The 24,309-nt window shown below is 68.4% G+C and carries 17 protein-coding genes and 1 CRISPR repeat array; of the genes, 7 read left to right on the top strand and 10 right to left on the bottom strand.

Going from position 1 to position 24,309, the window contains the following annotated elements; all coding sequences use genetic code 11:
* Window positions 1-183: 183 nt before the first annotated feature.
* The 6 genes from K8625_RS23080 to K8625_RS23055 all read left to right on the top strand — a co-directional run bounded on the left by K8625_RS23080 (window position 184) and on the right by K8625_RS23055 (window position 7,065).
* Window positions 184-777 (top strand): hypothetical protein, encoded by a 594-nt coding sequence (locus tag K8625_RS23080; protein ID WP_141323493.1) that lies wholly within the window; start codon window positions 184-186, stop codon window positions 775-777.
* A 52-nt stretch (window positions 778-829) separates the two neighbouring features.
* Window positions 830-2,773: a gliding motility protein gene (locus tag K8625_RS23075; RefSeq protein ID WP_223783919.1), complete on the top strand. Its 1,944-nt coding sequence runs from the start codon at window positions 830-832 to the stop codon at window positions 2,771-2,773.
* Window positions 2,770-4,392 carry an SWIM zinc finger family protein gene (locus K8625_RS23070; protein WP_223783918.1) on the top strand — a complete coding sequence of 541 codons (1,623 nt, stop codon included), beginning with the start codon at window positions 2,770-2,772 and terminating at the stop codon, window positions 4,390-4,392. The genes K8625_RS23075 and K8625_RS23070 overlap by 4 nt, the downstream gene beginning before the upstream one ends.
* Window positions 4,393-4,557: 165 nt before the next feature.
* Entirely contained in the window at window positions 4,558-5,838 is a 1,281-nt protein-coding gene (locus K8625_RS23065) for a reverse transcriptase family protein (protein WP_223783917.1), read from the top strand.
* A gap of 133 nt (window positions 5,839-5,971) precedes the next feature.
* Complete coding sequence (locus K8625_RS23060; RefSeq protein WP_223751138.1) at window positions 5,972-6,322, top strand: calmodulin; 351 nt, start codon at window positions 5,972-5,974, stop codon at window positions 6,320-6,322.
* A 50-nt stretch (window positions 6,323-6,372) separates the two neighbouring features.
* Window positions 6,373-7,065, top strand: a complete 693-nt coding sequence (locus K8625_RS23055; protein ID WP_223783916.1) for a YqiA/YcfP family alpha/beta fold hydrolase — start codon at window positions 6,373-6,375, stop codon at window positions 7,063-7,065.
* On the opposite strand, the gene K8625_RS23050 is transcribed toward K8625_RS23055, so the two are convergent.
* The 10 genes from K8625_RS23050 to cas3 form a co-directional block, all read right to left on the bottom strand.
* Window positions 7,057-7,779, bottom strand: a complete 723-nt coding sequence (locus K8625_RS23050; RefSeq protein ID WP_223751140.1) for a double-CXXCG motif protein — start codon at window positions 7,777-7,779, stop codon at window positions 7,057-7,059. The genes K8625_RS23055 and K8625_RS23050 overlap by 9 nt on opposite strands.
* A gap of 22 nt (window positions 7,780-7,801) precedes the next feature.
* Window positions 7,802-8,383: an imm11 family protein gene (locus tag K8625_RS23045; protein ID WP_223751141.1), complete on the bottom strand. Its 582-nt coding sequence runs from the start codon at window positions 8,381-8,383 to the stop codon at window positions 7,802-7,804.
* 104 nt (window positions 8,384-8,487) lie between these two features.
* Window positions 8,488-9,210 carry a double-CXXCG motif protein gene (locus tag K8625_RS23040; protein WP_223751142.1) on the bottom strand — a complete coding sequence of 241 codons (723 nt, stop codon included), beginning with the start codon at window positions 9,208-9,210 and terminating at the stop codon, window positions 8,488-8,490.
* Window positions 9,211-9,318: 108 nt separating this feature from the next.
* Window positions 9,319-14,727: direct repeats of the CRISPR family, unit length 37 nt; unit sequence GTTTCAACCCACGCTCCTCGCGGTCACGAGGAGCGAC.
* 203 nt (window positions 14,728-14,930) lie between these two features.
* On the bottom strand, window positions 14,931-15,230 hold the full coding sequence (gene cas2, locus K8625_RS23035; protein ID WP_223783915.1) for a CRISPR-associated endonuclease Cas2: 300 nt from the start codon (window positions 15,228-15,230) through the stop codon (window positions 14,931-14,933).
* Window positions 15,230-16,258 carry a type I-C CRISPR-associated endonuclease Cas1c gene (cas1c, locus tag K8625_RS23030; RefSeq protein ID WP_223783914.1) on the bottom strand — a complete coding sequence of 343 codons (1,029 nt, stop codon included), beginning with the start codon at window positions 16,256-16,258 and terminating at the stop codon, window positions 15,230-15,232. Before cas1c ends, cas2 begins: the two co-directional genes overlap by 1 nt.
* Window positions 16,255-16,905, bottom strand: a complete 651-nt coding sequence (cas4, locus tag K8625_RS23025; protein WP_223783913.1) for a CRISPR-associated protein Cas4 — start codon at window positions 16,903-16,905, stop codon at window positions 16,255-16,257. The genes cas1c and cas4 overlap by 4 nt, the downstream gene beginning before the upstream one ends.
* Window positions 16,902-17,816 carry a type I-C CRISPR-associated protein Cas7/Csd2 gene (gene cas7c / locus K8625_RS23020; RefSeq protein ID WP_223751146.1) on the bottom strand — a complete coding sequence of 305 codons (915 nt, stop codon included), beginning with the start codon at window positions 17,814-17,816 and terminating at the stop codon, window positions 16,902-16,904. The genes cas4 and cas7c overlap by 4 nt, the downstream gene beginning before the upstream one ends.
* Before the next feature lie 41 nt (window positions 17,817-17,857).
* A complete protein-coding gene (gene cas8c / locus K8625_RS23015) occupies window positions 17,858-19,606 on the bottom strand; it encodes a type I-C CRISPR-associated protein Cas8c/Csd1 (RefSeq protein WP_223751147.1) in 1,749 nt (582 codons plus the stop codon).
* Window positions 19,603-20,253, bottom strand: coding sequence for a type I-C CRISPR-associated protein Cas5c (gene cas5c, locus K8625_RS23010; RefSeq protein ID WP_223751148.1), 651 nt, complete (start codon window positions 20,251-20,253; stop codon window positions 19,603-19,605). Before cas5c ends, cas8c begins: the two co-directional genes overlap by 4 nt.
* A gap of 21 nt (window positions 20,254-20,274) precedes the next feature.
* On the bottom strand, window positions 20,275-22,503 hold the full coding sequence (gene cas3 / locus K8625_RS23005) for a CRISPR-associated helicase Cas3' (RefSeq protein WP_223751149.1): 2,229 nt from the start codon (window positions 22,501-22,503) through the stop codon (window positions 20,275-20,277).
* Between the two features lie 248 nt (window positions 22,504-22,751).
* Here cas3 and K8625_RS23000 point away from each other — a divergent pair, with 248 nt between their 5' ends.
* Window positions 22,752-24,236: a glycosyltransferase family 39 protein gene (locus K8625_RS23000; protein WP_223783912.1), complete on the top strand. Its 1,485-nt coding sequence runs from the start codon at window positions 22,752-22,754 to the stop codon at window positions 24,234-24,236.
* Window positions 24,237-24,309 lie beyond the last annotated feature (73 nt).

Genomic DNA, 24,309 nt, shown 5'->3' with positions numbered 1-24,309 from the left:
TCCCCGGACACCCTCCAGTCGACACACGCCTGCCTCGCGGTGCCGGGATTCCAGCGCGAGAGGAATGGCCAGGTCGCCCACCCAGGCCGACCGGGGGCGCCTTCGTGACGGGACGCCACCGGCCTTCATGACACGACACACCTCTTCATGCCCCGGCGTCAGGTCGGACATAGACTGCGTTCCATGAAAAAGATGTCGAAGTGGGTGGCGCTGGTGGGCGTGCTCGGTGTGGGCACGCAAGCGGTGGCGGATGGCTGGCATGGCTACGCGTCGCTGGGAGCGGGCATCACCCTGGACCACCTGAGCGACCTGCGCGCGAAGGGCCCCGCGCTGCACGGCTACCTGGGCGTGGAGTCGCCGCCGGGGCTGTCCATCGGCCTGCTCGCGGAGGTCTCCGAGACGTGGGGCAACGAGCTGCGGGACGCGGCCCGGCAGGACCGCCTGGAGCGGACGCAACTGGATTACAAGGCGGTGGGAATCGAGGCGCGGCTGCGCTTCTTCCGGGACAAGCCCATCAACCCGTGGGTGGGCGCCAGGCTGTCGAAGAGCTGGGGCAGCACCTTCGCGCCGGACGAGTTCGGCACCTTCCTGCGCAAGAACGTGGACACCACGAGCATGGCCTTCCGCGTGGGCGTGGATGGCTGGTTCAGCTCGCGCTGGGGCATCTCCGCCGCCACCGCGTTCCAGTTCTGCGACGTGAAGCTCACGCGCGAGTCGGTGAACGAGTGCGCCAAGCTCCTCCAGTCCGTGATTGTCGGTCCGGTGGTCCGCTTCTGAGCCTCACCTTCCATCGTGCGCACCCTCGGCCGGACGGTGTAGACCTCCACGTGTGAGCGAGAGCTGGGAGCAGCGCAGACGACGCGAGGCGCGGGAGATGGACGCCGCCATCCGGAGCACCTTCGCGCGCAGACAGTCCAACGCGGAGCTGCGCGCACAGCTGGAGGCGCTCGCGCAGCGGCCCTGGTTCCGGGAGTTCTCCTGGCTGTGGGGCCCGTCGCTGCACGTGCGGGACCGCGTGCTGTTCCGTCCGCTCATCCTGTCGTGGCTGAGGGTGGGCAACCTCACCGCGACCGGGAAGTGGGTGGACCCCTGGCAGGGCGAGAACGCCGCCGCGCTGGAGACGTGGCTCGCGGACGCGGACCGCCACGACGACGTGGAGGTCTTCCGTCGGCTGTACGAGTGGCGGCAGCAGGGCCTGGGCCTGAAGAAGGCCGAGGCCCGCTGGCGCGAGGACCTCACCCAGCGCTTCCGTGATGCCAGGACGCGGGCGGCCCGGCAGCTGGTGCTGACCAAGCTGGACGTGGAGACGGGGCGCCTCGACGAGGCGACGGCGCTCGCGCTGGATGACGTGGACGCGGAGCTGGCGCGGCCCTTCATCCGTCAACGCCTGCCCTTCGCGTGGGGTCCCGGGGTTCCCCAGGAGAAGCAGCACGCGATGTGGACCACGCTGCGGGAGCGGCTGCTCGCGCGCGGCGACACCGAGCTCGCCTGGGCCCTCTATCGCCGGCTCGTCACCGAGGACGCGTGGCGCGCGGACGTGTTCGCGCTCACGCAGTCGGTGAAGGACTCCCAGGCGCTGGTGCGCGCGCTGGAGGAGCACCACCCGGACGTCGCGCCGACGGGAGCGGCGGAGGTCTTCGTGGAGCTGGCGGAGAAGCGCGGGCGCGACGTGGTGCCCTACCTGCTCGCGCACCTGTCCACGGTCTTCCCGCGTTGGGCCGGCCTTCGCGCCAGAGCCAAGAACGCCAAGGGCCTGCCGGACCTGCTGGAGCTGTGCCGGGTGCGCGGCTGGGAGGACGTGTGGGGCGCGGCGCTGCGCACGTCGGCGACGGCGGAGACCTTCGACCAGGAGGTGCTCAAGCTGGTGCACGACGCGAAGGCGGACCCGGCGGTGACGCGCGGGCGGCTGCTCCAGGTCGCGGGCACCGGCGGCGAGTGGAACCGGCCCGGCCTCGGCGTCACCCGCGTGCTGCCGCTGACGGACCCCACGGCGGTGATGCTGTACGCGCGCTTCCCGGAGCTGCTCCGCGGACCGTTCCGCATGCACGTGTCCTCCGGCTGGCGCTCGTCGTACCCGGAGCTGGTGGGGCGCGCGCTGGAGCGCCGGGACGAGGAGCTGCTGGACTTCCTCGCCAGCCGCGCGGCGACGCAGGCCCAGCCCACGCACGCGGGCAACAAGCGTCAGCGCGAGTGGGTTCGGGTCCTGGACGCGCTCGCCACGCACTACGAGGAGCTGCCGAAGGAGGACGGCGTCTTCGCGCGCCGCGCCGCCAACGTGCTCGGGGCGATACCGGCGTACGCCATCTGGGCGGACAAGACGCTCCTGTCGCAGAACCGGCTCGCGCGGCTGTTGCTCATGCGCTCGGATGACCTCTACCTCGCGGACCCGCGCGCGGTGAGGGACCTGCTGGAGTCGCCGCAGATTCACGTGCAGGCGCTCGCGTTCCGGCTGCTCGGTCGCGACGCCCCGCGCGCGCGTGAGCTCGCCGCGAGCAACACGGACGTGCTCCAGGCCGCGCTCCTGCGGCCCCTGCACCGTCGCACGCGGCTGATGGCCTTCGGCGCGCTGACCAACGCGGCGCTGCATGACGTGGACACGGCGCGAAGGCTGCTCGCCCGGATGCGCGACGCCTTCGCGCTGCCCGACCAGCGCTATCCCAAGGAGGAGCTGGTGGAGCTGCTGGCGAAGGTGCTCCGGCGCTGGCCCGAGCTGCGCGGCCCCGCCGAGACACCCCGCGTCTTCTCAGCGCCCACGAAGGAGACCTCGCCGTGACGACCTTTGGCCTGTCGTATGCGACGCCCTCCGTCTTCGAGTCCACGCGCGAGCGCTCACTGTTGGGCCTGTCAGTGGACCAGCACCGGCCGGTGCGCTTCCACGCGAAGGTGGCGAAGGACGTGCTGCCCTTGCGACTGGCGCTGCAGGCGCTGGGGCAGCTCATCTGGCACTCGGACGAGTGGACCTCGACGTGGTGGGGAGTGCTGGACCCCATCATCACCGTGCACCCGGACCGGGTCTTCTTCGAGGCGTTCAGCCAGGACCAGAGCGCGTACGGGATGGTCATCGTGGACCGCGAGTGCTTCGAGCCCGAGGGCGAGGTGGCCTGCGGCACGACGAACGTGGACTTCACCGCGTGGCTGTGGTCCGCGCTGGGGGAGCTGCGCACCAGCCGGGACACGCACCTGCGCGTGGGCGCCGAGGGCTTCGAGGTGCGCACGGAGCGCGCGGGCGGACGCTTCGAGCAGAAGGTGGAGGTGCCGGACGACTGGGTGCGAGGCTTCCTCCAGCTCCAGGGCGGCATGGCGATGCCGGGCACGAAGCTGACGGTGCGTCCGGTGGACCTGCTCGCCGCGGTGCGCTTCCTCACGTTCACCAAGGCGCGGGTGTCACCGCGAGCGCTGCGGTACGAGTTCACGCCGGACCAGGACGCGAGGCTGGTGCTGGAGCCCTGGGAGCAGGTGGTGCCGCTGCGAGGCGCGGTGCATGGACACACGGAGCCGCGCACGGTGCGCACGTGGGGACGGCGTCGGCTGCGCTTGCTCGAGCCGCTGCTGCCGTACGCGGACTCGGTGGACGTGTACCTGAAGGGCCGCGCGCTGCCGCACTTCTACAGCGTGCACCTGGGGCCGCGCGTGCGCTTCGTGCTGGGGCTGTCCGGGTGGACGGCGAACCGGTGGACAGGCACGGCGGGGATGGACCTGCTCCTGGAGCCCGAGCGGGACGAGGCGCTGGCGGCACGCGTGCTCGGGCTCTTGCGCGAGCGCTTCCACGCGTCCACGGAGGAGGTCGTTCAGGCCCTGGGCGCGGACAAGGCGCGAGTGGCGACAGCGCTGGCGGCGCAGTGCGCGGCGGGACGGGTGATGTTCGACGTCGAGGCGCGGCGCTGGCGTCACCGTGAGCTGTTCGCGACGCCGGTGGACCTGGGACGGATGTATCCGCCGGACCCGAGGCGCGAGGAGGCGGAGCGGTTGACGGCGGTGGGCCAGGTGGTCGTGACGAGCGAGGACGTGCGCGAGACGCGCAAGGTGCGCAAGCTGCCGACGCCCGAGGGCCACGTGCTGCGCGAGGTCGTGCATCGCGACTGGGTGGTGCACGGGAGCGTGGGTCCGCAGACCGCCGTGGAGCTGGTGCTGAACGACGAGGACCGGCTGCTGTTCGGCACGTGCAAGTGCGAGTTCTTCCGCGAGAACCTGATGAACCACGGGCCGTGCGCGCACCTGCTCGCGCTGCTGCGGGTGGCGAAGGCACGGCGCAAGGAGCGGGCGAGCTCGGCGGCGCCCTCGGAGGCCGCGCTGGAGGCGCTCCGACAGGCGGAGAGGCCCGAGGCCCGGAGCGACCAGGACGGCGAGGGCGAGACGCTTGACGAGGACGGCGGCGATGACGATAACCGGTGACGCTCACGGGAAGGGCTGGGGCTCACAGATGAGCCGTCGGTGCCGCGGTGTTTCGCCGCGGCGGTGTTTTGTCCCCACTTCTTCTCCAGGGTCCCTGCGTACGGAACGCAGGGAGCCCCGGGTCCAGCGCCTCGCAGGTCGTCCCCTGGCCCCTCCCGGAGCACCATGAGCTGGTTCGACTCGACGCTGGGTTGGTTCAAGGGGCTCTTCACCCCGAAGCCGGTGACGCGGGATGTCTCGCGGCTCGACGCCTCCACGCGCGACGCGAGCGGACGCGCGGCGGACGTGGTGCGGGAGACGGTGGCCACCTCGGGCCCGCTGAAGCCCGGACACCGGCGCGAAATCATCCGGGACGCGCGACTCCTGCCCAAGGGCAGGCGCGTCTACACCCCGGGCCGCAAGCCCCTGATGACCCGGGGTGAGGCGCGGCGCTTCTTCTCCACGACGTTCCGCACGCGCAACCGCGACGTGCGCGACCTGCTGACGGACGAGGCACAGCTGACGCGCTACGGGCTGCCGGTGTGGCGGACGGAGGAGGACGTGGCGGCGGCGCTGGAGCTCACCGTGGGCCAGCTCCGGCACTACGCGACACACCGGGTCCGGGAGCGGGTGTCGCACTACGTGACGTTCTCGGTGCCGAAGCGCTCGGGGGGCACGCGGCTGCTGCATGCGCCCAAGCGCAAGCTCAAGGCGGTGCAGCGTCGGCTCCTGACGTTGCTGGTGGCGAAGCTGCCTTGCAGCGAGCACGCGCACGGCTTCGTGTCGGGGCGCTCCATCAAGACGGGCGCGGCGCCGCACGTGGGGCGTCGGGTGGTGTTGAAGCTGGACGTGAAGGACTTCTTCCCGTCGGTCACGGTGGGGCGGGTGCGCGGGCTGCTGCTCGCGTTGGGGTATGGCTATCCGGTGGCGGCGACGCTGGCGGTGTTGATGACGGAGGCGGAGCGGCAGCCGGTAGAGGTGGAGGGGACGGTGTTCCACGTGCCGGTGGGGCCGCGCTCGTGCGTGCAGGGCGCGCCGACGAGCCCCGGGCTGTGCAACGCGGTGGTGATGCGCTTGGACCGGCGGCTCGCGGGGCTGGCGCGGAGGTATGGGGCGACGTACACGCGCTACGCGGATGACCTGACGTTCTCCGGGGATGACGTGGGGGCGATGGAGAAGGTGCGAGCGCTCGCCGCGAGGTACGTGAGGGACGAGGGCTTCGAGGTGAACGCCGCGAAGACGCGGGTGCAGCGTCGGGGTGGACGACAGCGCGTCACGGGCGTGACGGTGAACGCGGGGCTCGGGCTGTCTCGCGAGGAGCGGCGCAAGCTGCGGGCGATGATCCACCAGGAGGACGGCGGGGACGCGAAGCAGCGCGCGCGCATCGACGGGATGCTGGCGTACGTGAAGATGTTGAATCCGGAGCACGCGGCTCGTCTCGCGAGGCGACGCAAGCCGCGAGGGTGAGTGGCCCGCTGTCGAAAAGGCTGCGGGGGAGCGCGAGGAATGCACCGGTTCTCCACACCTGCCCTGCGGGCGCGTGGTGAGGGAGTTGAAGGGCCTCTACATCGGCGCTCCTCACCCTCACAGGAGTCGCCCCATGGCCAACGCCGCCCGCTTCGCCTTCACGCAGCCGAGCTCCCCCGGTGTCGAGTTCGTCATCGAGCTGACGGACGAGAACACGATTGCCCACGCCCGGAGGATTCTCTCCGGCGAGGAGAAGAACCGAATCCACGTGCATGGGCGCATCATGAAGCGGACCCAGCCGTACAACCCGAGGTTCTCGTTCCACCTGGACCCGTCGACCATCAATTTCTTCGAGGTGGCCATCGAGGTCTGCGACGCGAACATGACGTACGTGGAGGACCACCTGGACGAGGCGGGGGGCGCGTTCCTGCCGGGTGGCCATTGGTGCCCGTGGGACTCGAGGCTCGCGCGTGAGGTGAAGTGACCGGGGAATCACCTGAGCCGGGGGCCCGGGGCGACGTTACAGTGGAGGACATGAGCGACCTTCCTCCAGCGCCCGCGCCCCTGGCTCCTCGCTTCATGTATCTGCATGGCTTCGCGTCCGGCCCGAACTCGACGAAGGGTCTGGCGTTGAGCCGCCACTTCGAGCCGTTGGGCGTCCACATCGAGCGGTTGAACCTGCGGGTGCCCTCGTTCGAGGAGCTGAAGCTGAGCGCCATCACGGACACGGTGAGAGCGGCGCTGGGTGGGAAGCAGGACCGGGTGGTGTTGTTGGGTTCGAGCCTGGGAGGGCTGACGGCGGCGAGAGTCGCGGCGGAGGACGCGCGGGTGTGTGGCCTGGTGTTGATGGCGCCGGCGTTCCACATCGTGACGCAGCTGCGAAAGCGGATGGGCGAGGCGCTCTGGGAGCACTGGCGGACGACGGGCTGGATTCCGACGGAGGACTTCGTGGAGAAGCGCACGTCGAAAGTCCACTGGGGCTTCGTCGAGGACGCGCTGGCGTTGGACGAGCGCCTGGGGAACTGGCCCGACGTGAGGGTGCCCACGCTGTTAATCCATGGGCGCGCGGACGACACGTGTGACATCGCCAACTCGCGCCGGTGGGCCCAGGGCCGTCGCAACGTGAAGCTGGTGGAGGTGGACGACGGCCACGAGCTGACCGCGTCCCTGCCCTTCATCCTTGAGCAGACGGAGGCGTTCCTGCGCCCCTGGGGCGGTTCAGCGTGAGGTCACTTCGGCGAAGGTGAGGCCATCGAGTCCCAGCGCTTCGACAGCGTCCTTGAAGCGCTCGGTGACGATGAGCAGCGCGGAGGAGTTCGTGAGGCGGAACAGGTCCAGGTCGGTGGGCAGTGAGGCCGCGTCGAGGATGGGCTTGTCGGGACGACGGAGCGCGAGCCGACCGCAGGTCGAGCAAGGCGCGAGTGTGTTCCGAGGGAAGCAAGCGGGATGCAGGGAGCCGCGAGAGAGGACCTCGAGTTCCACCAGGTCCGTCACGGGCTTCTGACGCGCCGTCAGCGCGGTGGGGTGACCGACGAGTCCTGTCAGTCCCTGTTCCTGGAGTGATTCCAGGTCCCCGAGGTTCACGACGAGCGAAGCGATGAACCAGGAGAACGAAGGGAACTTCCCGAGCGCCTTGCCGGTGAGGGGACCGAGCTCCGTGCCTGGAGGCAGTGGGGAACCGGGAGGGAGCAGCGGGCGGACGAGCTCACGCAGTCGCACGAACTCCGTGAAGGGTTCGGACCTGTTCTCCTCGAACGAGCGGTGCTCCGCGATGGGGGACAGGTCGACACTGGGGTAGGAGCAGCCGAGGTCACTCCAGCTCGCGCGACAGCCGGGACAGTCCTTCACTCCGGGCAGGAACCACCGATGCTCGGCATTGAAGCTCCCGCCGTATCCGGCCACGGTCTCCGTGTCTTCACCGATGCAGAAGAACCGCCCCATGTGTCCCCACCTTCATCCGTCTTCAGCGCGGTCCAGTGACGCGCTCGAACGTCACTCCAAGATTCCCGACTTCCTCCAATGCACTCTTGATCTCCTCGGAGACAATGAACGCGGAGGAGTAGCCCTGTAGCCGGAAGACACGGGCTCCCGCTGTCCTGGACGGGTCGATGCGCAGCCCGTGAATAGCGCGGTACATCCCCACCCTTTCAGGCGCGACATCCTCTGGAGGGTAGCGCTGCACTTCCAAGGAGCTCTCCTCATCGACGCAATTGAAGCACCGGGTTGCATTGATGATGTAGAGCGCCGTCTTCGCGCCCTCGACCTCGATGAGGAAGGCCTGGACGTCGTCTGGGGCCAGCGTGAGAAAGACCCTCGCGACCTGTTCATCCGCGATAGGAGTTCGCCCTGCGTTCGCCACGGAGAAAGACCGCTGCGGTCCATCACGAAACGGTCTGCTCCTCAGCGGTCCTGGGTCGGGAAGGTGCCTTCCATCTCCGAACATCCAGGGGTCTTCCAACTCGCCACCAGCAGCCAGAACAGGCAGCTCCAGGACCCACTGAGGGAGGTCCGCAATCCCCAGGTCGTAGAAGTTCTCACCGGACATCCACCACCCCTCGCTGGGAACAATCGAGCGCCAAAGCCCACGACCTGGAGTCGAGAAGGCGGCTGACATCCTCGCACAGTCCCACGCGGTCTCCCGAACGAGCCTCAACGAAGGGGGAGTTCGCGGAAGGTGAGGCCATCGAGCCCGAGTTGTTCGACTGCCTCCTTGAAGCGCGAGGTGCCAATGACCATCGTGGCGAAGTTGCCCACACGGAACAGGTCGATGTCCGTGGGAAGAGAAGCCGCCTCCAGGATGGGCTCATCAGGCCGCCGGAGTCCCAGCCGACCACAGGTCGGGCATGGGGGAGGATGACTCGGAGGAAAGCAATCCGGGTGCAGTCGTCCCAGTGGCGGAGCCTGCAGCTCGACCAGAGCTGGTGGATTCTTCTGTCGGAACCTCAGCTCGGCAGGGAACCCCTGGAGACCTCGGAGACCTTCCGCCTGGAGCATCTCCAGGGCTTGCTGGTGGACGAGCAGCACCTCGACGACCCAGGCAAACGCCGGGAGCTTTCCGAATCCCGTTCCCTCCAGCGGTCCGAAGCCTGTTCCGGGAGGCAGTGCGGCACCTGAGGGGGTGAAGGGGCGAACCAGCGCACGCAAGCGGTCGAGCTCGGGAAGAGGCTCGGGCCTCGCCCTCTCGAGTTCACGACGCTCTGGCAGCGAGGACAGGTCCACGCCAGGGAAGAAATGTCCGGAGCCACTCCACGTGGCATCACACGTCGGGCACCGCAGCAACCCAGGGAGCTTCCACTTGCGCCCGCCATGAACCTCACCGCCATGCCGGCGCACGACCGCGTTGTCTTCGTCTACCCAGAAGAATCGCGCCATCCCCTCTCCGACATTGGACCTTAGATCATCTGGTTGAGGCATGCGCCTCAGGCTCTCTGCCGTGACGGAGAGCGACCCCATCTGCAGGGCATTCTAACCAGCGTGCTGGTTTCAACCCACGCTCCTCGCGGTCACGAGGAGCGACAGTTCGTGGTGGTGCCACCGGGCCGGCGCACCGTTTCAACCCACGCTCCTCGCGGTCACGAGGAGCGACGACGAGCCGATTGTGTCGAACGATGACGCCTGGTTTCAACCCACGCTCCTCGCGGTCACGAGGAGCGACAGGTGCAGCTCACGCTCTGGCTGGACATGGAGTTTCAACCCACGCTCCTCGCGGTCACGAGGAGCGACTTCACCAGGATTTCGTTGCCCGCGTCCGTGATATTTCAACCCACGCTCCTCGCGGTCACGAGGAGCGACCCGACGCACGCAACAGCACGACTGGCTCCACATCGAGGTTTCAACCCACGCTCCTCGCGGTCACGAGGAGCGACAAACGCGGGCCAAAGACAGATGGCCCCGGAACCGGTTTCAACCCACGCTCCTCGCGGTCACGAGGAGCGACGACAGCCCGGCGTTCTCCGCGAGGATGCGGTCCGTGTTTCAACCCACGTTCCTCGCGGTCACGAGGAGCGACGCCCATTGAGTCCGAGTTGCTTGACGCCATTGCGTTTCAACCCACGCTCCTCGCGGTCACGAGGAGCGACGCCACCGTCAGCCGGGAGAGACGCATGCAAGAGTTTCAACCCACGCTCCTCGCGGTCACGAGGAGCGACCCTCGATGATTTCGGCCATGACCTTGGGGTCACGTTTCAACCCACGCTCCTCGCGGTCACGAGGAGCGACTGTCGGTGGATCCCGGCGACGCCGCGTTCGACGTCATCGTTTCAACCCACGCTCCTCGCGGTCACGAGGAGCGACCGCGCTCGGAGCGGGAGGCCTTGGCCACGTAGAAGTTTCAACCCACGCTCCTCGCGGTCACGAGGAGCGACTGACGGGCCAAATGTCGGCCTCGGTCGCCCCGGCGTTGTTTCAACCCACGCTCCTCGCGGTCACGAGGAGCGACTGCGGGGGCCGCCCATGAGGTGCCCCGACTCGCTGGTTTCAACCCACGCTCCTCGCGGTCACGAGGAGCGACTGCTGTTCCGCGCCCTCGACCGCCCCGAGCACGTGTTTCAACCCACGCTCCTCGCGGTCACGAGGAGCGACACCACGTTTCATCGCTGGTGCGGCGAGGGGGAGTTTCAACCCACGCTCCTCGCGGTCACGAGGAGCGACGTGGACGTGTACTGCTTGGTCGCATTCGACATGGGTTTCAACCCACGCTCATCGCGGTCACGAGGAGCGACGGACAGCGCCCGGATATGAGCATTGACCGCTGAGTTTCAACCCACGCTCCTCGCGGTCACGAGGAGCGACGCGGGGCGCCAAGGACGTGGGCACCGCGAACCAGTTTCAACCCACGCTCCTCGCGGTCACGAGGAGCGACACCATGGTGCATGGGGAGGTGGTAGCGGAGACGGAGTTTCAACCCACGCTCCTCGCGGTCACGAGGAGCGACCTCCGGCGCGGTCGAGGCGCGCCAAGTGGTCAAGTTTCAACCCACGCTCCTCGCGGTCACGAGGAGCGACTTCGCACCTTCGCGCGTGGACCGCTTCCCCGCCGAGTGGTTTCAACCCACGCTCCTCGCGGTCACGAGGAGCGACGCCGACACCTGGGCGTGGCGGCCGTGACCAGTGGTTTCAACCCACGCTCCTCGCGGTCACGAGGAGCGACTGCCCCGGGCGCATGCTGCGAATCTCCTCCTGGTTTCAACCCACGCTCCTCGCGGTCACGAGGAGCGACCACCTGAGCGCAGCTTGTGCAACGCGGGCCCGGGGTTTCAACCCACGCTCCTCGCGGTCACGAGGAGCGACCGCGCCGAGACACTCGGCGCGGAGGACGGTGCGTTTCAACCCACGCTCCTCGCGGTCACGAGGAGCGACAGGCGTCCGCCCGCCTCGGCCGGTGCGAACAACATGTTTCAACCCACGCTCCTCGCGGTCACGAGGAGCGACCGAAGGACCTCGCGGCGCACAAGGCCGCGCGCGCGTTTCAACCCACGCTCCTCGCGGTCACGAGGAGCGACTTCTCGACAACGCCGTATCGGCCGGTGACACGTGTTTCAACCCACGCTCCTCGCGGTCACGAGGAGCGACGCTGTACGAGAAACTGACGCGCCTCCCGCCTGAGTTTCAACCCACGCTCCTCGCGGTCACGAGGAGCGACTTCCGATGCTGACCGACGATGAGCTTGAGGCCCTGTTTCAACCCACGCTCCTCGCGGTCACGAGGAGCGACCCTGCTGGTTGAGGCTGCCGTAGACGCCGCCGATGTTTCAACCCACGCTCCTCGCGGTCACGAGGAGCGACCTTCAACTTCGCCTGAATTCTACCTCTGCTGGTGTTTCAACCCACGCTCCTCGCGGTCACGAGGAGCGCCCCCCAAGCTGGCGGCGAAGCAGGAGGCGCAGCTGTTTCAACCCACGCTCCTCGCGGTCACGAGGAGCGACGGAGGCCGCGCGCCTGTGCATCCCCGTGGTACAGTTTCAACCCACGCTCCTCGCGGTCACGAGGAGCGACCCAGGAGGCGATGAACATCAAGCGCGAGCTGACGTTTCAACCCACGCTCCTCGCGGTCACGAGGAGCGACGGCCCAAGCGACGCGCGAGGCTGCGCCTATCATTGTTTCAACCCACGCTCCTCGCGGTCACGAGGAGCGACGATGGCGGCGGACTACCCCGACCGAGCGGCATGGTTTCAACCCACGCTCCTCGCGGTCACGAGGAGCGACTTCCTGGGCCCATGCGGTCACCGGAGGGACTCGAGTTTCAACCCACGCTCCTCGCGGTCACGAGGAGCGACCACGTGGCACTGCCTCGAGTGGATGTACGGGTGTTTCAATCCACGCTCCTCGCGGTCACGAGGAGCGACTGGACGGGGAGAAGGTGTTCACCGGCTACCTCATGTTTCAACCCACGCTCCTCGCGGTCACGAGGAGCGACATGGTGCCGCGCCCGGCTCGGGCGGAGCTCCAGTTTCAACCCACGCTCCTCGCGGTCACGAGGAGCGACTGCCGCTGCGCGCGGCGCTGTCCGAGGTGGGGGAGTTTCAACCCACGCTCCTCGCGGTCACGAGGAGCGACTGACGGCGCGGAGTCCGAAACGCACGTCGTCTGGTTTCAACCCACGCTCCTCGCGGTCACGAGGAGCGACCTTCGCGTCCACCAACTCCTCCACCTCTGGCGCAGTTTCAACCCACGCTCCTCGCGGTCACGAGGAGCGACCGTGGTCGCGAAGGAGAAGGCGTCGCCGGCCTTGTTTCAACCCACGCTCCTCGCGGTCACGAGGAGCGACAGAGCGCGGCTCATGCTGAGCGTGTCGAGCCAGTTTCAACCCACGCTCCTCGCGGTCACGAGGAGCGACGACTTCAATCGCTGACGCGCGCGCCCGCGCCGCAGAGTTTCAACCCACGCTCCTCGCGGTCACGAGGAGCGACTTCCGGGCGGTGGAGTCGCTGTCCCCCGCGATGTTTCAACCCACGCTCCTCGCGGTCACGAGGAGCGACTCAAGGACAAGTACGCCCTGTACCGCGTCGAGGTGTTTCAACCCACGCTCCTCGCGGTCACGAGGAGCGACAGAAGGCCGCGACGCGCCGCCGCTGCCCGGAGTGGTTTCAACCCACGCTCCTCGCGGTCACGAGGAGCGACGGACGTGGGACCTCATCCGCCCCATGTTGCGTGAGTTTCAACCCACGCTCCTCGCGGTCACGAGGAGCGACAAGGCCGGCATGCGTGAGGCCGGTTTCACGCCGTTTCAACCCACGCTCCTCGCGGTCACGAGGAGCGACGCCCGGACTTCGTCATGGCGCAGGACTTCTACAACGTTTCAACCCACGCTCCTCGCGGTCACGAGGAGCGACGGCCCCGCGCCAGGCTGGAGACTGCGGGGAAGGTTTCAACCCACGCTCCTCGCGGTCACGAGGAGCGACGCACCGTCAGGCGCGCCCTGGTGCGGCAGGCCGTTTCAACCCACGCTCCTCGCGGTCACGAGGAGCGACCGAACCTCGCGAATGCCCAGATGCAGCAGCAGACGTTTCAACCCACGCTCCTCGCGGTCACGAGGAGCGACAGCAGGCTGATGACGACGGTGCTGTCCTCGTCAGTTTCAACCCACGCTCCTCGCGGTCACGAGGAGCGACGCCGCCTGACGGCCCGCTGACGGACGCCGAGGGCGTTTCAACCCACGCTCCTCGCGGTCACGAGGAGCGACCTGACTCGGGCCCTCCGCAGTGCCCACCACGAGGTTTCAACCCACGCTCCTCGCGGTCACGAGGAGCGACCATTTAGGGCGCAGCGCTCAATGTGGATTTGGCGGTTTCAACCCACGCTCCTCGCGGTCACGAGGAGCGACCCGGGCTGAGAAAAATGCACTGGAGGCCAAAGGGTTTCAACCCACGCTCCTCGCGGTCACGAGGAGCGACTCGCCCCTTCTCGGTGGGCATGGCCGTCAAGGTGTTTCAACCCACGCTCCTCGCGGTCACGAGGAGCGACCTTCGTGGACAGCGAGCGCACGCTGGCCAACCTCAAGTTTCAACCCACGCTCCTCGCGGTCACGAGGAGCGACCTCAGCGTGCTCGGAGAGCGCCCAGACCCCATCGTTTCAACCCACGCTCCTCGCGGTCACGAGGAGCGACCTGGCCGACGCGGCCGACTTCACCGAGACGTGGGCGTTTCAACCCACGCTCCTCGCGGTCACGAGGAGCGACGACGTAGTCGCAGCACCGCCGTAGCAACACCCGTTTCAACCCACGCTCCTCGCGGTCACGAGGAGCGACTGACGGGGCTCACTCCGCGCTGCTACGTCCCAGCGTTTCAACCCACGCTCCTCGCGGTCACGAGGAGCGACGAGCCCCGGCAGAGGCGTCTACGACCTCGGCCCGTTTCAACCCACGCTCCTCGCGGTCACGAGGAGCGACCATGAAGTTCACGCTTCCTCCTCTTCCATCTCCAGTTTCAACCCACGCTCCTCGCGGTCACGAGGAGCGACGCTCCTGGGCAACGGCATGCTGAATCTGTGGGTAGAGGTTTCAATCCACGCTCCTCCCGGTCACGAGGAGCGACGAGCACCTCCCCCTGAGGGCAGCTTCCTACTGCGCGGGTTTCAATCCACGCTCCTCCCGGTCACGAGGAGCGACTCGTCTTCATTCGCAAGGTGGTGCCCGGCGACAAGTTTCAATCCACGCTCCTCCCGGTCACGAGGAGCGACGTGGCCTGGGCGATGTTCACGAACGAGCCAGTGTTGTTTCAATCCACGCTCCTCCCGGTCACGAGGAGCGACCCAGTTGGCGATGAGTGGGCGCGGGCACGGGAAGTTTCAATCCACGCTCCTCCCGGTCACGAGGAGCGACCAGAGACACGCGCCTGCGTGTCTGGATTTGGCGGGTTTCAATCCACGCTCCTCCCGGTCACGAGGAGCGACCCTGCCCGTCCAAACTACCACAATCACTCGGGAATCCGGCCGGTCCGCGCGAACCTGGGTCCACAGGACAGTCCACCCAGTCCACATTCCCGGTCCACACGACATAACTCCCTACGACTATTGGAGATTTCAAAGAGCGCGAACCTCCGACGAAGCACGCACCGGGACAGGTTCGCGCGCCCCAGTCAGGGCAGGCAAGCCGCTCACAGGATGAGCGGCCCCTCGACATCCAATGGAATCCGCGTGCCATGGTGCTCCGTCTTCCGAGCGACATCCTCGCTCAAGAAGTAGAACCGCAGACTGTCGCTCTCCGCATCCATCTCCGAGAGCAGCCGTGCGCGCAGCACGACCCAGTCCTTCGGCTCCAGAACACACTCGAACACCGAGTACTGCACCCGGACCCCATGGTCCTTGCACATCCGAGCCATCCGCCGGAGCCGCTTGGGTCCCGTCGGGTCACTCACCTGGACGTCGTAGCAGACGAGCACGGTGACCTTCCGCATCAGCGCACCGCGAACGGAGGATATCCGTCCAACTCCCCTCGAAGGGTCCTCGCCAGCAACAACGCCTGCAGGTGCGGCACCAGCCCCCAGCTCGTCTGCTGCCCCAGGAAGACATGCTGGACTTCCACCTGCTTCGCCGCCTGGTACGCCACGAGGAACGCCTTGCGCGCCTCGTCCCGCAGCATCACCGCACCCGCGGCCTCCTCCTTGAAGTCCTCCGGCTTGAGCTGCCCACGGTTCACCAGCGAGAACACCAGCCGGTCCACCACGGGCGCACGCAGCTCCTCCATCAAGTCCAACGCCAGCGACAGCCGCCCCGGCCGGTCCTCATGAAGAAACCCCACCGCCGGGTCCAGCCCCACTCCCGCCAATGCCCCCGAGCAGTCCTGCGCCAGCAGCGCATAACCAAACGACAGCAGCGCGTTCAGCGGGTCCCTCGGAGGCCGCCGGTTGCGCCCATCGAACCCGAACCGTCGCGCCCCGCCCTTGAGCAGGCTCGGGAACACCTCGAAGTAGTCCCGGGCCGCGATGCCCTCCAGCCCGCGCACCTGCTCCAGTTCCTCCGCTCGCCCCACCGCACGCAAGTGCTCGGCGAGCTTCCGCGCCGCCTCCTCCAACGGCTGCGCCTGCTCCGCCGCCGCGTCCCGCTTCGCATGCAGGAGAAACTGCCGCGCGTTGCTCACCTTCCCCACCACCATCGCCCGAGCGATGGCCAGCGTCCTCCCCCCATCATCCGCCGCGCGATACTGCTCGCGGCGCAGCAGCACATTTCCCCCAGGAAGCCCCTCGACGCGCGCCAGGAAGCGCCCCGTCATCCCGAAGAAGGACACGTGGATGCCCGCCTCCACACAGCTCTCCAACAGCTCCGGCGTCATCCAGGCCCGAGTCAGGCACACCACCGAGCGCAGGTGTCGCAGCGGCACCTCCGCCTTCTTCACGTCCTGGACCGTCACCACCACCCGCTCCCCTTCCTTGTTCAGGCGGGTGCCCTCCACGGTGATGAACAGCGTATTGAGCGCGGTGGTCACGACACCTCCTCCAGGTCCACCATCCGCCGCAGATGCTCGGAGGCACGCCGCTGTCCCGCCGTGACGTGCGGCAGGCACAGCGGCTCCAGCGAGCACGACTCACACTTCGGAGCCCTCGCCACCACGGGCACGCTCCCCCGCGCCAGCAGCTCATGCATCCGAGCCACCGCCTCCTCCGTCCGGGCCCGCAGCCGCGCATCCAGCACAATCACCTGCCGCCGATGCTGCGCGCCATGGAACAGCGCGCCCTCGGGAACAGGGACACCGTGCATCTCCTCCAGGCACAGCGCCTGGGCACAGAGCTGCACACAGTCCGCCTCGTGTGACTTGCGCTTCGCCCGCTTCACCTCCACGGGATACGGCCGCCACCCGGTGGGGCTCGAGGCCTCCGGGTGGTACTCCACCAGGTCCGCGCGCCCCACCAATCGCAGCCGCTCACACCCCAGCCGCACCGCGCGCTCCACGCGCCGCCCGGGCCGAGCATCATGCCCGGGCAGGTCCACCCGCTCATGTAGCAGCCGCCCCGTCGCGGTGCGCACATCCTCCCGCCAGAGCTGCTCCACGTGGATGAGCGCCGCCTGCCGCTCACAGAACAACAGGTGCTGCAAGGCGGACAGCGCCACCCACGTCTCGCGAGCGGAGGTCATCCCGCCAGTTCCATCACCTCGATGCCCTGCGGCAGCTTCGCGGTGTCCACCTTCACCGTGTAGTCCTTGAACGAGCGCGCGGGCTTCTCCCCGTTCACGGGCGTCACCTGCACCCGGTCGAACAGCGCGTGCGCGGGCGCATTGCCCAGCTCCGAGCCGTGCTTGAACACGATGACCTTGCGCATGGACATCAGGCCGCGCGCCGCGCTGCGGTCCAGCTCGAACATGTTCAGGAAGGCCTTGAACAGCAGGTCCAGGTCCCCCGAGCTGAAGCCCGTCTGCTTCGCCAGGTGCGGCGAGACGAAGCCATGCGCGCGGTAGAGCCCGTACGGCACCGTGTTCTTCCGCCCCATGGTGCGGTTGTCGCCGCCCTGTTTCTCCGCCTCCGCCTCGGTGGCCACGGCCATGCGGGTGATGGAGTGCTCCAGCGAGACGATGGGCGTCACGGAGCGGGCGAACGTGAGCTGCACCGGCCCGCGGACCTGTCCCGCGTTGGCGCCCGTGGACATGACGGCGCCGAACGTCCGCACGTCGAAGAACGTCTTGCACATCCACGCACGGCCCTGGTCCACCTCGGAGCCCTGGGCCTCGCCCTTGGTGTTGCGCTTCTTGCCATCCTTGTCGCTCTTGGGCTTCTCGTTCAGGTCGACGCCCAGGTCCTTGTAGGCCTGGGCGATGGTGGAGTTCAGGACGGCCTTCTCCTTCACGAAGATGTCGAACCCGGGCTTCTTCTCCTGAGTGAGCAGGATGAAGTTGCGCACCTTGCGCTTGAGGCTGACATCCGTGACCAGGCCGTCTCCCGTCTCCGGGTCGATGCGCGGCAGGTTCCCCGCGTCGGGGTCTCCGTTGGGGTTGCCATCCTGGACGTCGAACAGCAGGACGAAGTCGTGGCGGTTCTTGAGCTCGGACATGGCGTTCTCTCTCTCTCGTATGGGAATCGTGGAAGCGGTGGTCAGTCGTCAGACTTGGAGGAAGCGTCCTTCGCGGCCTTGCCTTCGGCCTGCGGGCGCTTCGTGAAGAAATCCTCGCGCTGGTGGTAGTAGCCCACCGCGAAGAGCCCCTGGTTCTCGAGCGAGAGCACGGGCGGGAAGGGATTCTCCGAGGGCAGCAGCGCCATCACCTCGCCCTTCTTCTTCTCCAACCAGCCGCCAGCCTCCGCCTTCGAGGCGTGGTGCACGGAGAGCTGGAGCAACCGGGGGAAGACGGTGACGGGGTTGCGCGAGGCCGCACCGAAATATCGATCACGAATGCTGGCGTTGATGTCGCCCAGCGCCGCGCCCTGCAGGCGCTCCAGCACTGCGAAGAGCCGACCGAGGACATACGACTGGGACGTGTTGCTCTTGTCCAATGACACGGAGACCTCCAGGGAAGTGGGTCCACTGCGGGGAAGCCGGATGAGGGTGGCCTTGATGAGCGCGACGCGGAGGCGGAGCTGCTCGCGCTCGAGCTTGTCGTCCGAGGGGGGAAGCCGCAGACGGTCCAACGCCGCTGAGAGCAGCTGTCGCGGGAAGGGCTGTCCCCTCAACGCCGCGCCCAGCATCCGCGTCGCGACGTCGGGACTCAGCCCGCGTCCAGACGGGGCCTCGACGGCCTTGAGCAGGCGCCAGATGGGCGTGGGCTTGTCCTGTGCCACCGCGCCCAGCCGCAGATCCGCGAAGTACCGGCGAAGGCTCTCCTTCACCTCACCGACGCTGGTCTGGAACCAGTCGCGCACGGCGACACGGCCGGAGTTGCCAGCGAGGGTGACGGCATAGAAGCGCCTCGCATCCAGCGCACCCGGCTCCAGCCCGATGAGCGGCGCCTCCAGCAAGCGCCGCAGGTCCTCCTCTGTCGGGTCGAGCAGGGCCAGCAGCTGGCTCTCCTGCTCGGCGGTGCTGTTGGTCCAGAACACCAACACCGAGCCATCCCCCAGCTGGATGCCTTGTCGGAACCGGCGGGTCTCCGACTTGCGGAGCAGGTCGTTGAGCGCGAGCACGTACCCGAGCGCGGCCTGCTGCGAGACGGGTGCGTTGTCTCCCTGCTCCATCCCATGCGACTCGAAGGCGTCCGCGTTGAACGACACCAGGGCCGCCCCCGCGCCCTGGGCCTCCGGGATGTTCTTCAACTTCGGATGGGTCCGCGCCACCACGCCCACGGTCCCGGTCACCAGACACAGACCGACCTTGCCCTGGGCGGCGGCGTGCGCGCTCCGCTTCTCCCACCATGCACGGACCTCGGGGAGCTGATGCACGGGGTCGAGCGAATCGCCCACGACGAAGGCGAACAACTCCGAGCCCGTCCACTCATCCGCCGCGCGCTCCTCGACGACCTTCGCGCGCGCCGCGTCGTCCTCGAGGAACTTCTCCACGGCGCGCAGCTCGGGCACCTTCGTGTCCGCCGCCGCCTCCTTCACCAGCTTCACGAAGGCAGCCAGCCGTGGCGCCCCCTTGTCGGCCTTGCCCTCCCGGGCCTCGGGGTCATGGCCCAGGACGTACTTGGTGTTGTCCGCCAGGAAGCCCGCGGCGATGTTCACGGCGCGCGTTGGCAGTCTCGGAATCGACAGGGGCTTGCCCCGTCCCTTCTCGTCCTGCGTGGGCTCCAGTCCCAGCAGCTTCCCCTTCGCGCTCAGGCGGATGAGGAAGTCCACGGGCTTCGTCTCGTAGAGCGGGTCGTCCACCAACCCGCGCTCGCGCGCGAAGTCGTTGAGCGCCGTGAGCATCATGGCTGGCCTCCGTTCTGCTTGAGCACTTCGTCCCGGCCCGGCACGTGGAGCACGCCCCGGTCCAGGGACGCCTCGAAGAACAGCGGGCGCGTCGCTTCACCGAACTCGAAGTCGTAGAACACGAGCCCCAGTGGTCTGCGCTCGACCTCCAGGTCCACGGGCCGGACGTCCTCCACCATCGGCTCCACGCGCGCGGCGAACTCGCGGCAGCCCAGGTACGGCGCGTGGAAGAACTGCCCCTTCTCCAGCCGCCGCTCGAACATCTCCTCGAACTTGCGGACGTTGTCCTCGGGGCCCGCCTTGCCCGCCACGAGCGAGAACGACGCGGTGATGGCGTAGTCCACATCTCGCAGCGCCACCGTGTTGCGCTGCGCGCGGTCCTCGTCCGCCGCGTAGTCGAACTTCCCCACCACGGCGCGGCTGTTCACCTCGTTGCGGCGGAAGCTCGTCCACCGCACGGGCGCGAGGACGGCGATCTCGTGGACCTGCCAGCGGATGGCCGGCTTCCAGAGGATGGCCTCCAAGACGCCCCTCGCCGCCGAGGGTGTCATCACCTCGTAGCTCACCCGCTCGGCCTTCATCTCCGGGCGGGTGAAGCAGGCCACGGGCCCTCGGGCCCGCACGCGAAACCGCTTGCTCGTCTTCATCCACACACCTCCTGAAGTTCGTCAGCCGGGAATGAGGAAGGCCGGGTCGAGCACTCCCACCCGGTCGCGCAGCAGCCCGAAGGTCTCGTCGTAGGCGGACCGATGCTCGGGCCCGAGGAACACCACCGTCTCCGCCGCGACGCCCGCCAGCTCCCGCTCCACCCAGACCTCGCGGAGCTTGCGCGGCACCGTCACCGTGAAGCGCTGCAAGGCCCGCAGCCGCTCACGCGAGGGCCCCAGTCGCCGCACCTCGTCGAGCACCGCCTCACAGCCCTCGAAGGGCACCACCACGGGCGCGCTCCAGTCGTCCTCCACGAGCCGGAACTTCGTGGAGACCTCTTCGTACTTGAGCGCCGCCCGAGCCTCCTGGATGCCCTTCCCATCCCGAGCCGCGTTCGCGTAGAGCCGCTCGAAGTACCGACGGAAGCTGTCGGGTGAGAACAGGTCCAGCGCGGGGTCCTGCGCCAGCAGCGTCCGGGTCACCGCCAGCGCCGCCTGCGGCACGCCGGGGGGCGGCTGCGTCTTCGCCTCGTACACACGGAGCTCGCCGAGCGTCTCCAGCCGACCCTCGCGATTGCAGCGCCCCGCCGCCTGAGCCAGCGAGTCCAGCCCCGCCAGGCTCCGGTAGACGACGGCGAAGTCCAGGTCCACGCCGGCCTCGACCAACTGCGTCGCCACCAGTCGCACCGGCTCCCCGCGCCGCTTCCGCTTCTGGATGTCCGCCAGCACCCTGGAGCGATGCTCCGGGCACATCAGCGCGGACAGGTGCAGCGTCGTCCCCTCACCGACACGCGCGTCCACCAGCGCGCACAGCTCGCGCGCGTCATCCCGACGGTGGACCACCGCGAGCACATCGCGCTCGCCGGCCACGGCCTCGGCCAGCGCCTCATAGGACATGGGCTCGCGGCTCTCGGGCCAGCGCACCGTCACGCGGCGCAGCCGCTCGAAGGCGTTCAGCTCCGGCGGCACCAGCTCCTGGACCGAGAAAAAGCCCTCGGGAAACCCAGGACGCATGCCCAGCGCGGGCTGGGTCGCGGTGCAGATGACCACCGAGCAGCCGTAGTCCTCCACCAGCGTCTTCAACCCGTCCAGGATGGTGGTCAGCAGCGCGGGAGGCAGCGTCTGCGCCTCGTCCAATACGATGACGCTCCCGGCGATGTTGTGCAGCTTGCGGCACGCCGAGGTCCGACAGGCGAACAGGCTCTCCAACAGCTGCACCGTGGTGGTGACGATGACCGGCGCGTCCCAGTTCTCGCTGGCCACGCGGTTGAGCGCCGTCTCCCGCTTGGGGTCCACGGACGAGTGGTGCTCGATGACGGCGCTCCCCAGCTCGCCAAAGGCCTCCCGATACACCCCCGAGCTCTGCTCGATGATGGACGTGTAGGGGATGGCGACGATGACCCGCCGAAGCCCTCGTGCCCGAGCATGCTCCAGCGCGAACGCCATGGAGGTCAGCGTCTTGCCGCCGCCCGTGGGCACGGTGAGGCTGAAGACACCCGGCGGACTCGGCGCGCGCGCGAGCACCGCCGAGAGCACCTCGCGTCGGACCCGGTTCACCGGCGTGTCCGGCGCACCGCTCTGCTTCTGGTCCATGAAGGCCCGCAGCGCTCGCGCGAGCTGCTCCAACGTCGCGCCGACGCGCCGCGCTTCGACCCGGGACGCGTCGTAGAAGGCCTCCGTGTCCAGGAAGTCCGCGTCGCACAGGGACGAGAACAGCATCCGCGTCCAGAACTCGAGCCGGTGCTTGGAGAGCTTCTCGAGCCAGCTGAAGTCCAGCCCTGGCGTCAGCGAACGCAGGTCTTCCGGAACGCCCGCCGTCAGCGCTTCCTCCAGGAGCTTCAGCTTCTCGGGGTCTCCTACGCGACTCCGGAACTTCTCCGCGTCACGCAGTCCACCGTGGTGTCCCGCGATGGCCATCGCCAGGGGCCCCAGCCGCCGCTCCATGCGCAAGGCCCACAGCGCGCCCGCCGTCGCATGGTCCTTGTCCGAGGAGCTCCCCACCTCCAGGTGGGCCTCGAAGCCGTTCTCCTTGCGGATGCGCGACTGGAAATGAGGCCGGTACTTGCCCAGGTCATGCCAGCGTCCCGCCAGCTCACAGAACACGCGCATGTCCTCGCGCGCCGCGAACAGCGCGGCCAGGCGCCCCACCTCCATCAAGTGCTCGCGGAGCAGATGTGGACGCCCCTCCGCCGTGACGTGAGCCAGCGGCTCCGCCGTCACCCCGCGCGAAGACACATCACCAGACATCATCCCCCCACCACCTGCCATCGCAGGTCCAATCCCTTGTCACTGTCCATAGCCATGACACAAACCCACGCGCGTTTCCATCGCACGTAGGGAGCTATGACAGCTTCATGAAGGGTCGTCCCTACCTCCCCGGGGGTATGGACGGTCCCGCGATAAAGACAGTCACCGCCCCAGACGTCCCCTGAGTCAACCGCGCCCGGGAGCCGGGGTTCACCTCGACACACCCAGGGGCATCTGGTACGCGCCGTCCAGTGCACCGCGAGCCCGCGCATCGTCAGCCCTGGTGGCCCCTGCTGCTCGTCGCGGCCGGCGCGTGGCTCCTGCGCATCGCGGGCTTCTTCCACCGGGGCGGCGCGCTCGGCCACCCCGTCGACTACGACGAGGGTGTCTACTTCAGCGCCGCCGCGCTCCTCTACCAGGGCCTGTTGCCCTATCGCGACTACTTCTTCGTCCACCCGCCCGGCATCGCCGTGCTGCTCTCCCCCGTGGCCGCGCTCTCACATGGCCTCGGCCCCGCCCTCGCCTTCTCCGTCGTCCGCTGGCTCATGCCGCTCGCGGGCGCACTCAGCACCCTGCTCAGCGGCCGCATCGCCCAGCAGCGCTGGGGCACTCGCGCGGGCCTCGTCGCCGCGCTCGCCTACGCCGTCTACCCCGAGGCCGTGTCCACCGAGCGTGGCCCCTTCCTCGAACCCCTCCTCAACCTCACCTGTCTCACCCTCGCGTGGGTCTGGCTCCGCCCCTCCACCACGCAAAGACAGACACAGCGAAGAGACCTCCTCGCCGGAGCCCTGCTCGCCACCGCCTGCGCCATCAAGCTGACCGCGGGCGCCTGGGTCCTCGCCGTCGCCTGGGCTCGCGGCATGTCACGCGAAGGCTCGCGCGTCGCCCGCGTCATCCTCGTCGCCGCGGGCGTGGGCCTGGTGTGGCTCGGCCCCTTCTTCCTCCTCGCCCCGGACGCGATGCTCCAGGGCCTGCTGCGCTTCCAGCTCCTGCGCCCTCCCGACGGAGACTCGAGCCTCACCAGCCGCCTGCTCTCCATCCTCGTCGACGGACGCCTGGGCCTCACCCTCGTCACCGTCATCGGCGTCACCGTGGCCCTCGCACGCGCGCGTCAGCAGGACGCCGTCACCGAGCGCCTCTTCAGCGCCGCGTGGCTCCTCACCGTCGCCACCTTCCTCGCCTCCAAGAGCTACTGGTCCCAGTACAACGCGCACCTCGCCCCCACCACCGCCGTCCTCACGGGCCTCGGCGCGGACTTCATCGTTCGCCAACTCCACGGCGCGCGCACCCAGCGAATCGCCCTCGCCGTCACCGCCCTCCTCATCCTCACCACCCTCCCCGGCGTCCTCCGCGCCGCGAAACAGAAGGACCGCTTCCTCCTCCCGCTCGGTGACACGCTCAGGTCCACCGTCCCCACGGATGCAGTGCTCTGCGCCTTCGAGCCCGCGTGGGCCATCGCCGCCGACAGACTCCCCGGCCTGCCCCTCGGCAATCCCGCGTTCGTCGACCCGTACGGCCTCATGTTGAACGACGCGCTCTTGGCGCCCACGCGCTTCCCCAACGCGGAGGCCGCCTTCCAGGACGCGCACTCGCAACGCACCGCGCTCCAGCTGCTCCCACGTTGCGACGTCCTGCTCCTCCTCGGCCGTGGCGAGTGGCAGCTCTCCGACACCAGCGAGCAATGGGTCCGCGAGCACTTCACCCGCGACGCGGAGCTCTGGCGTCGCAATCCCTGACATCCCCCGCCCACCCGGCGGAGCCGTCCACCCAGGGCCTCGCCCGCTTGCCCAGACATCCTGCGCGCGCGTG

Source organism: Myxococcus sp. AS-1-15, from assembly GCF_020037055.1.
GTDB classification, from domain to species: domain Bacteria; phylum Myxococcota; class Myxococcia; order Myxococcales; family Myxococcaceae; genus Myxococcus; species Myxococcus fulvus.
Note: the sequence above shows the minus strand (reverse complement) of the source record. Positions and strands in the feature narration are given on the sequence as shown.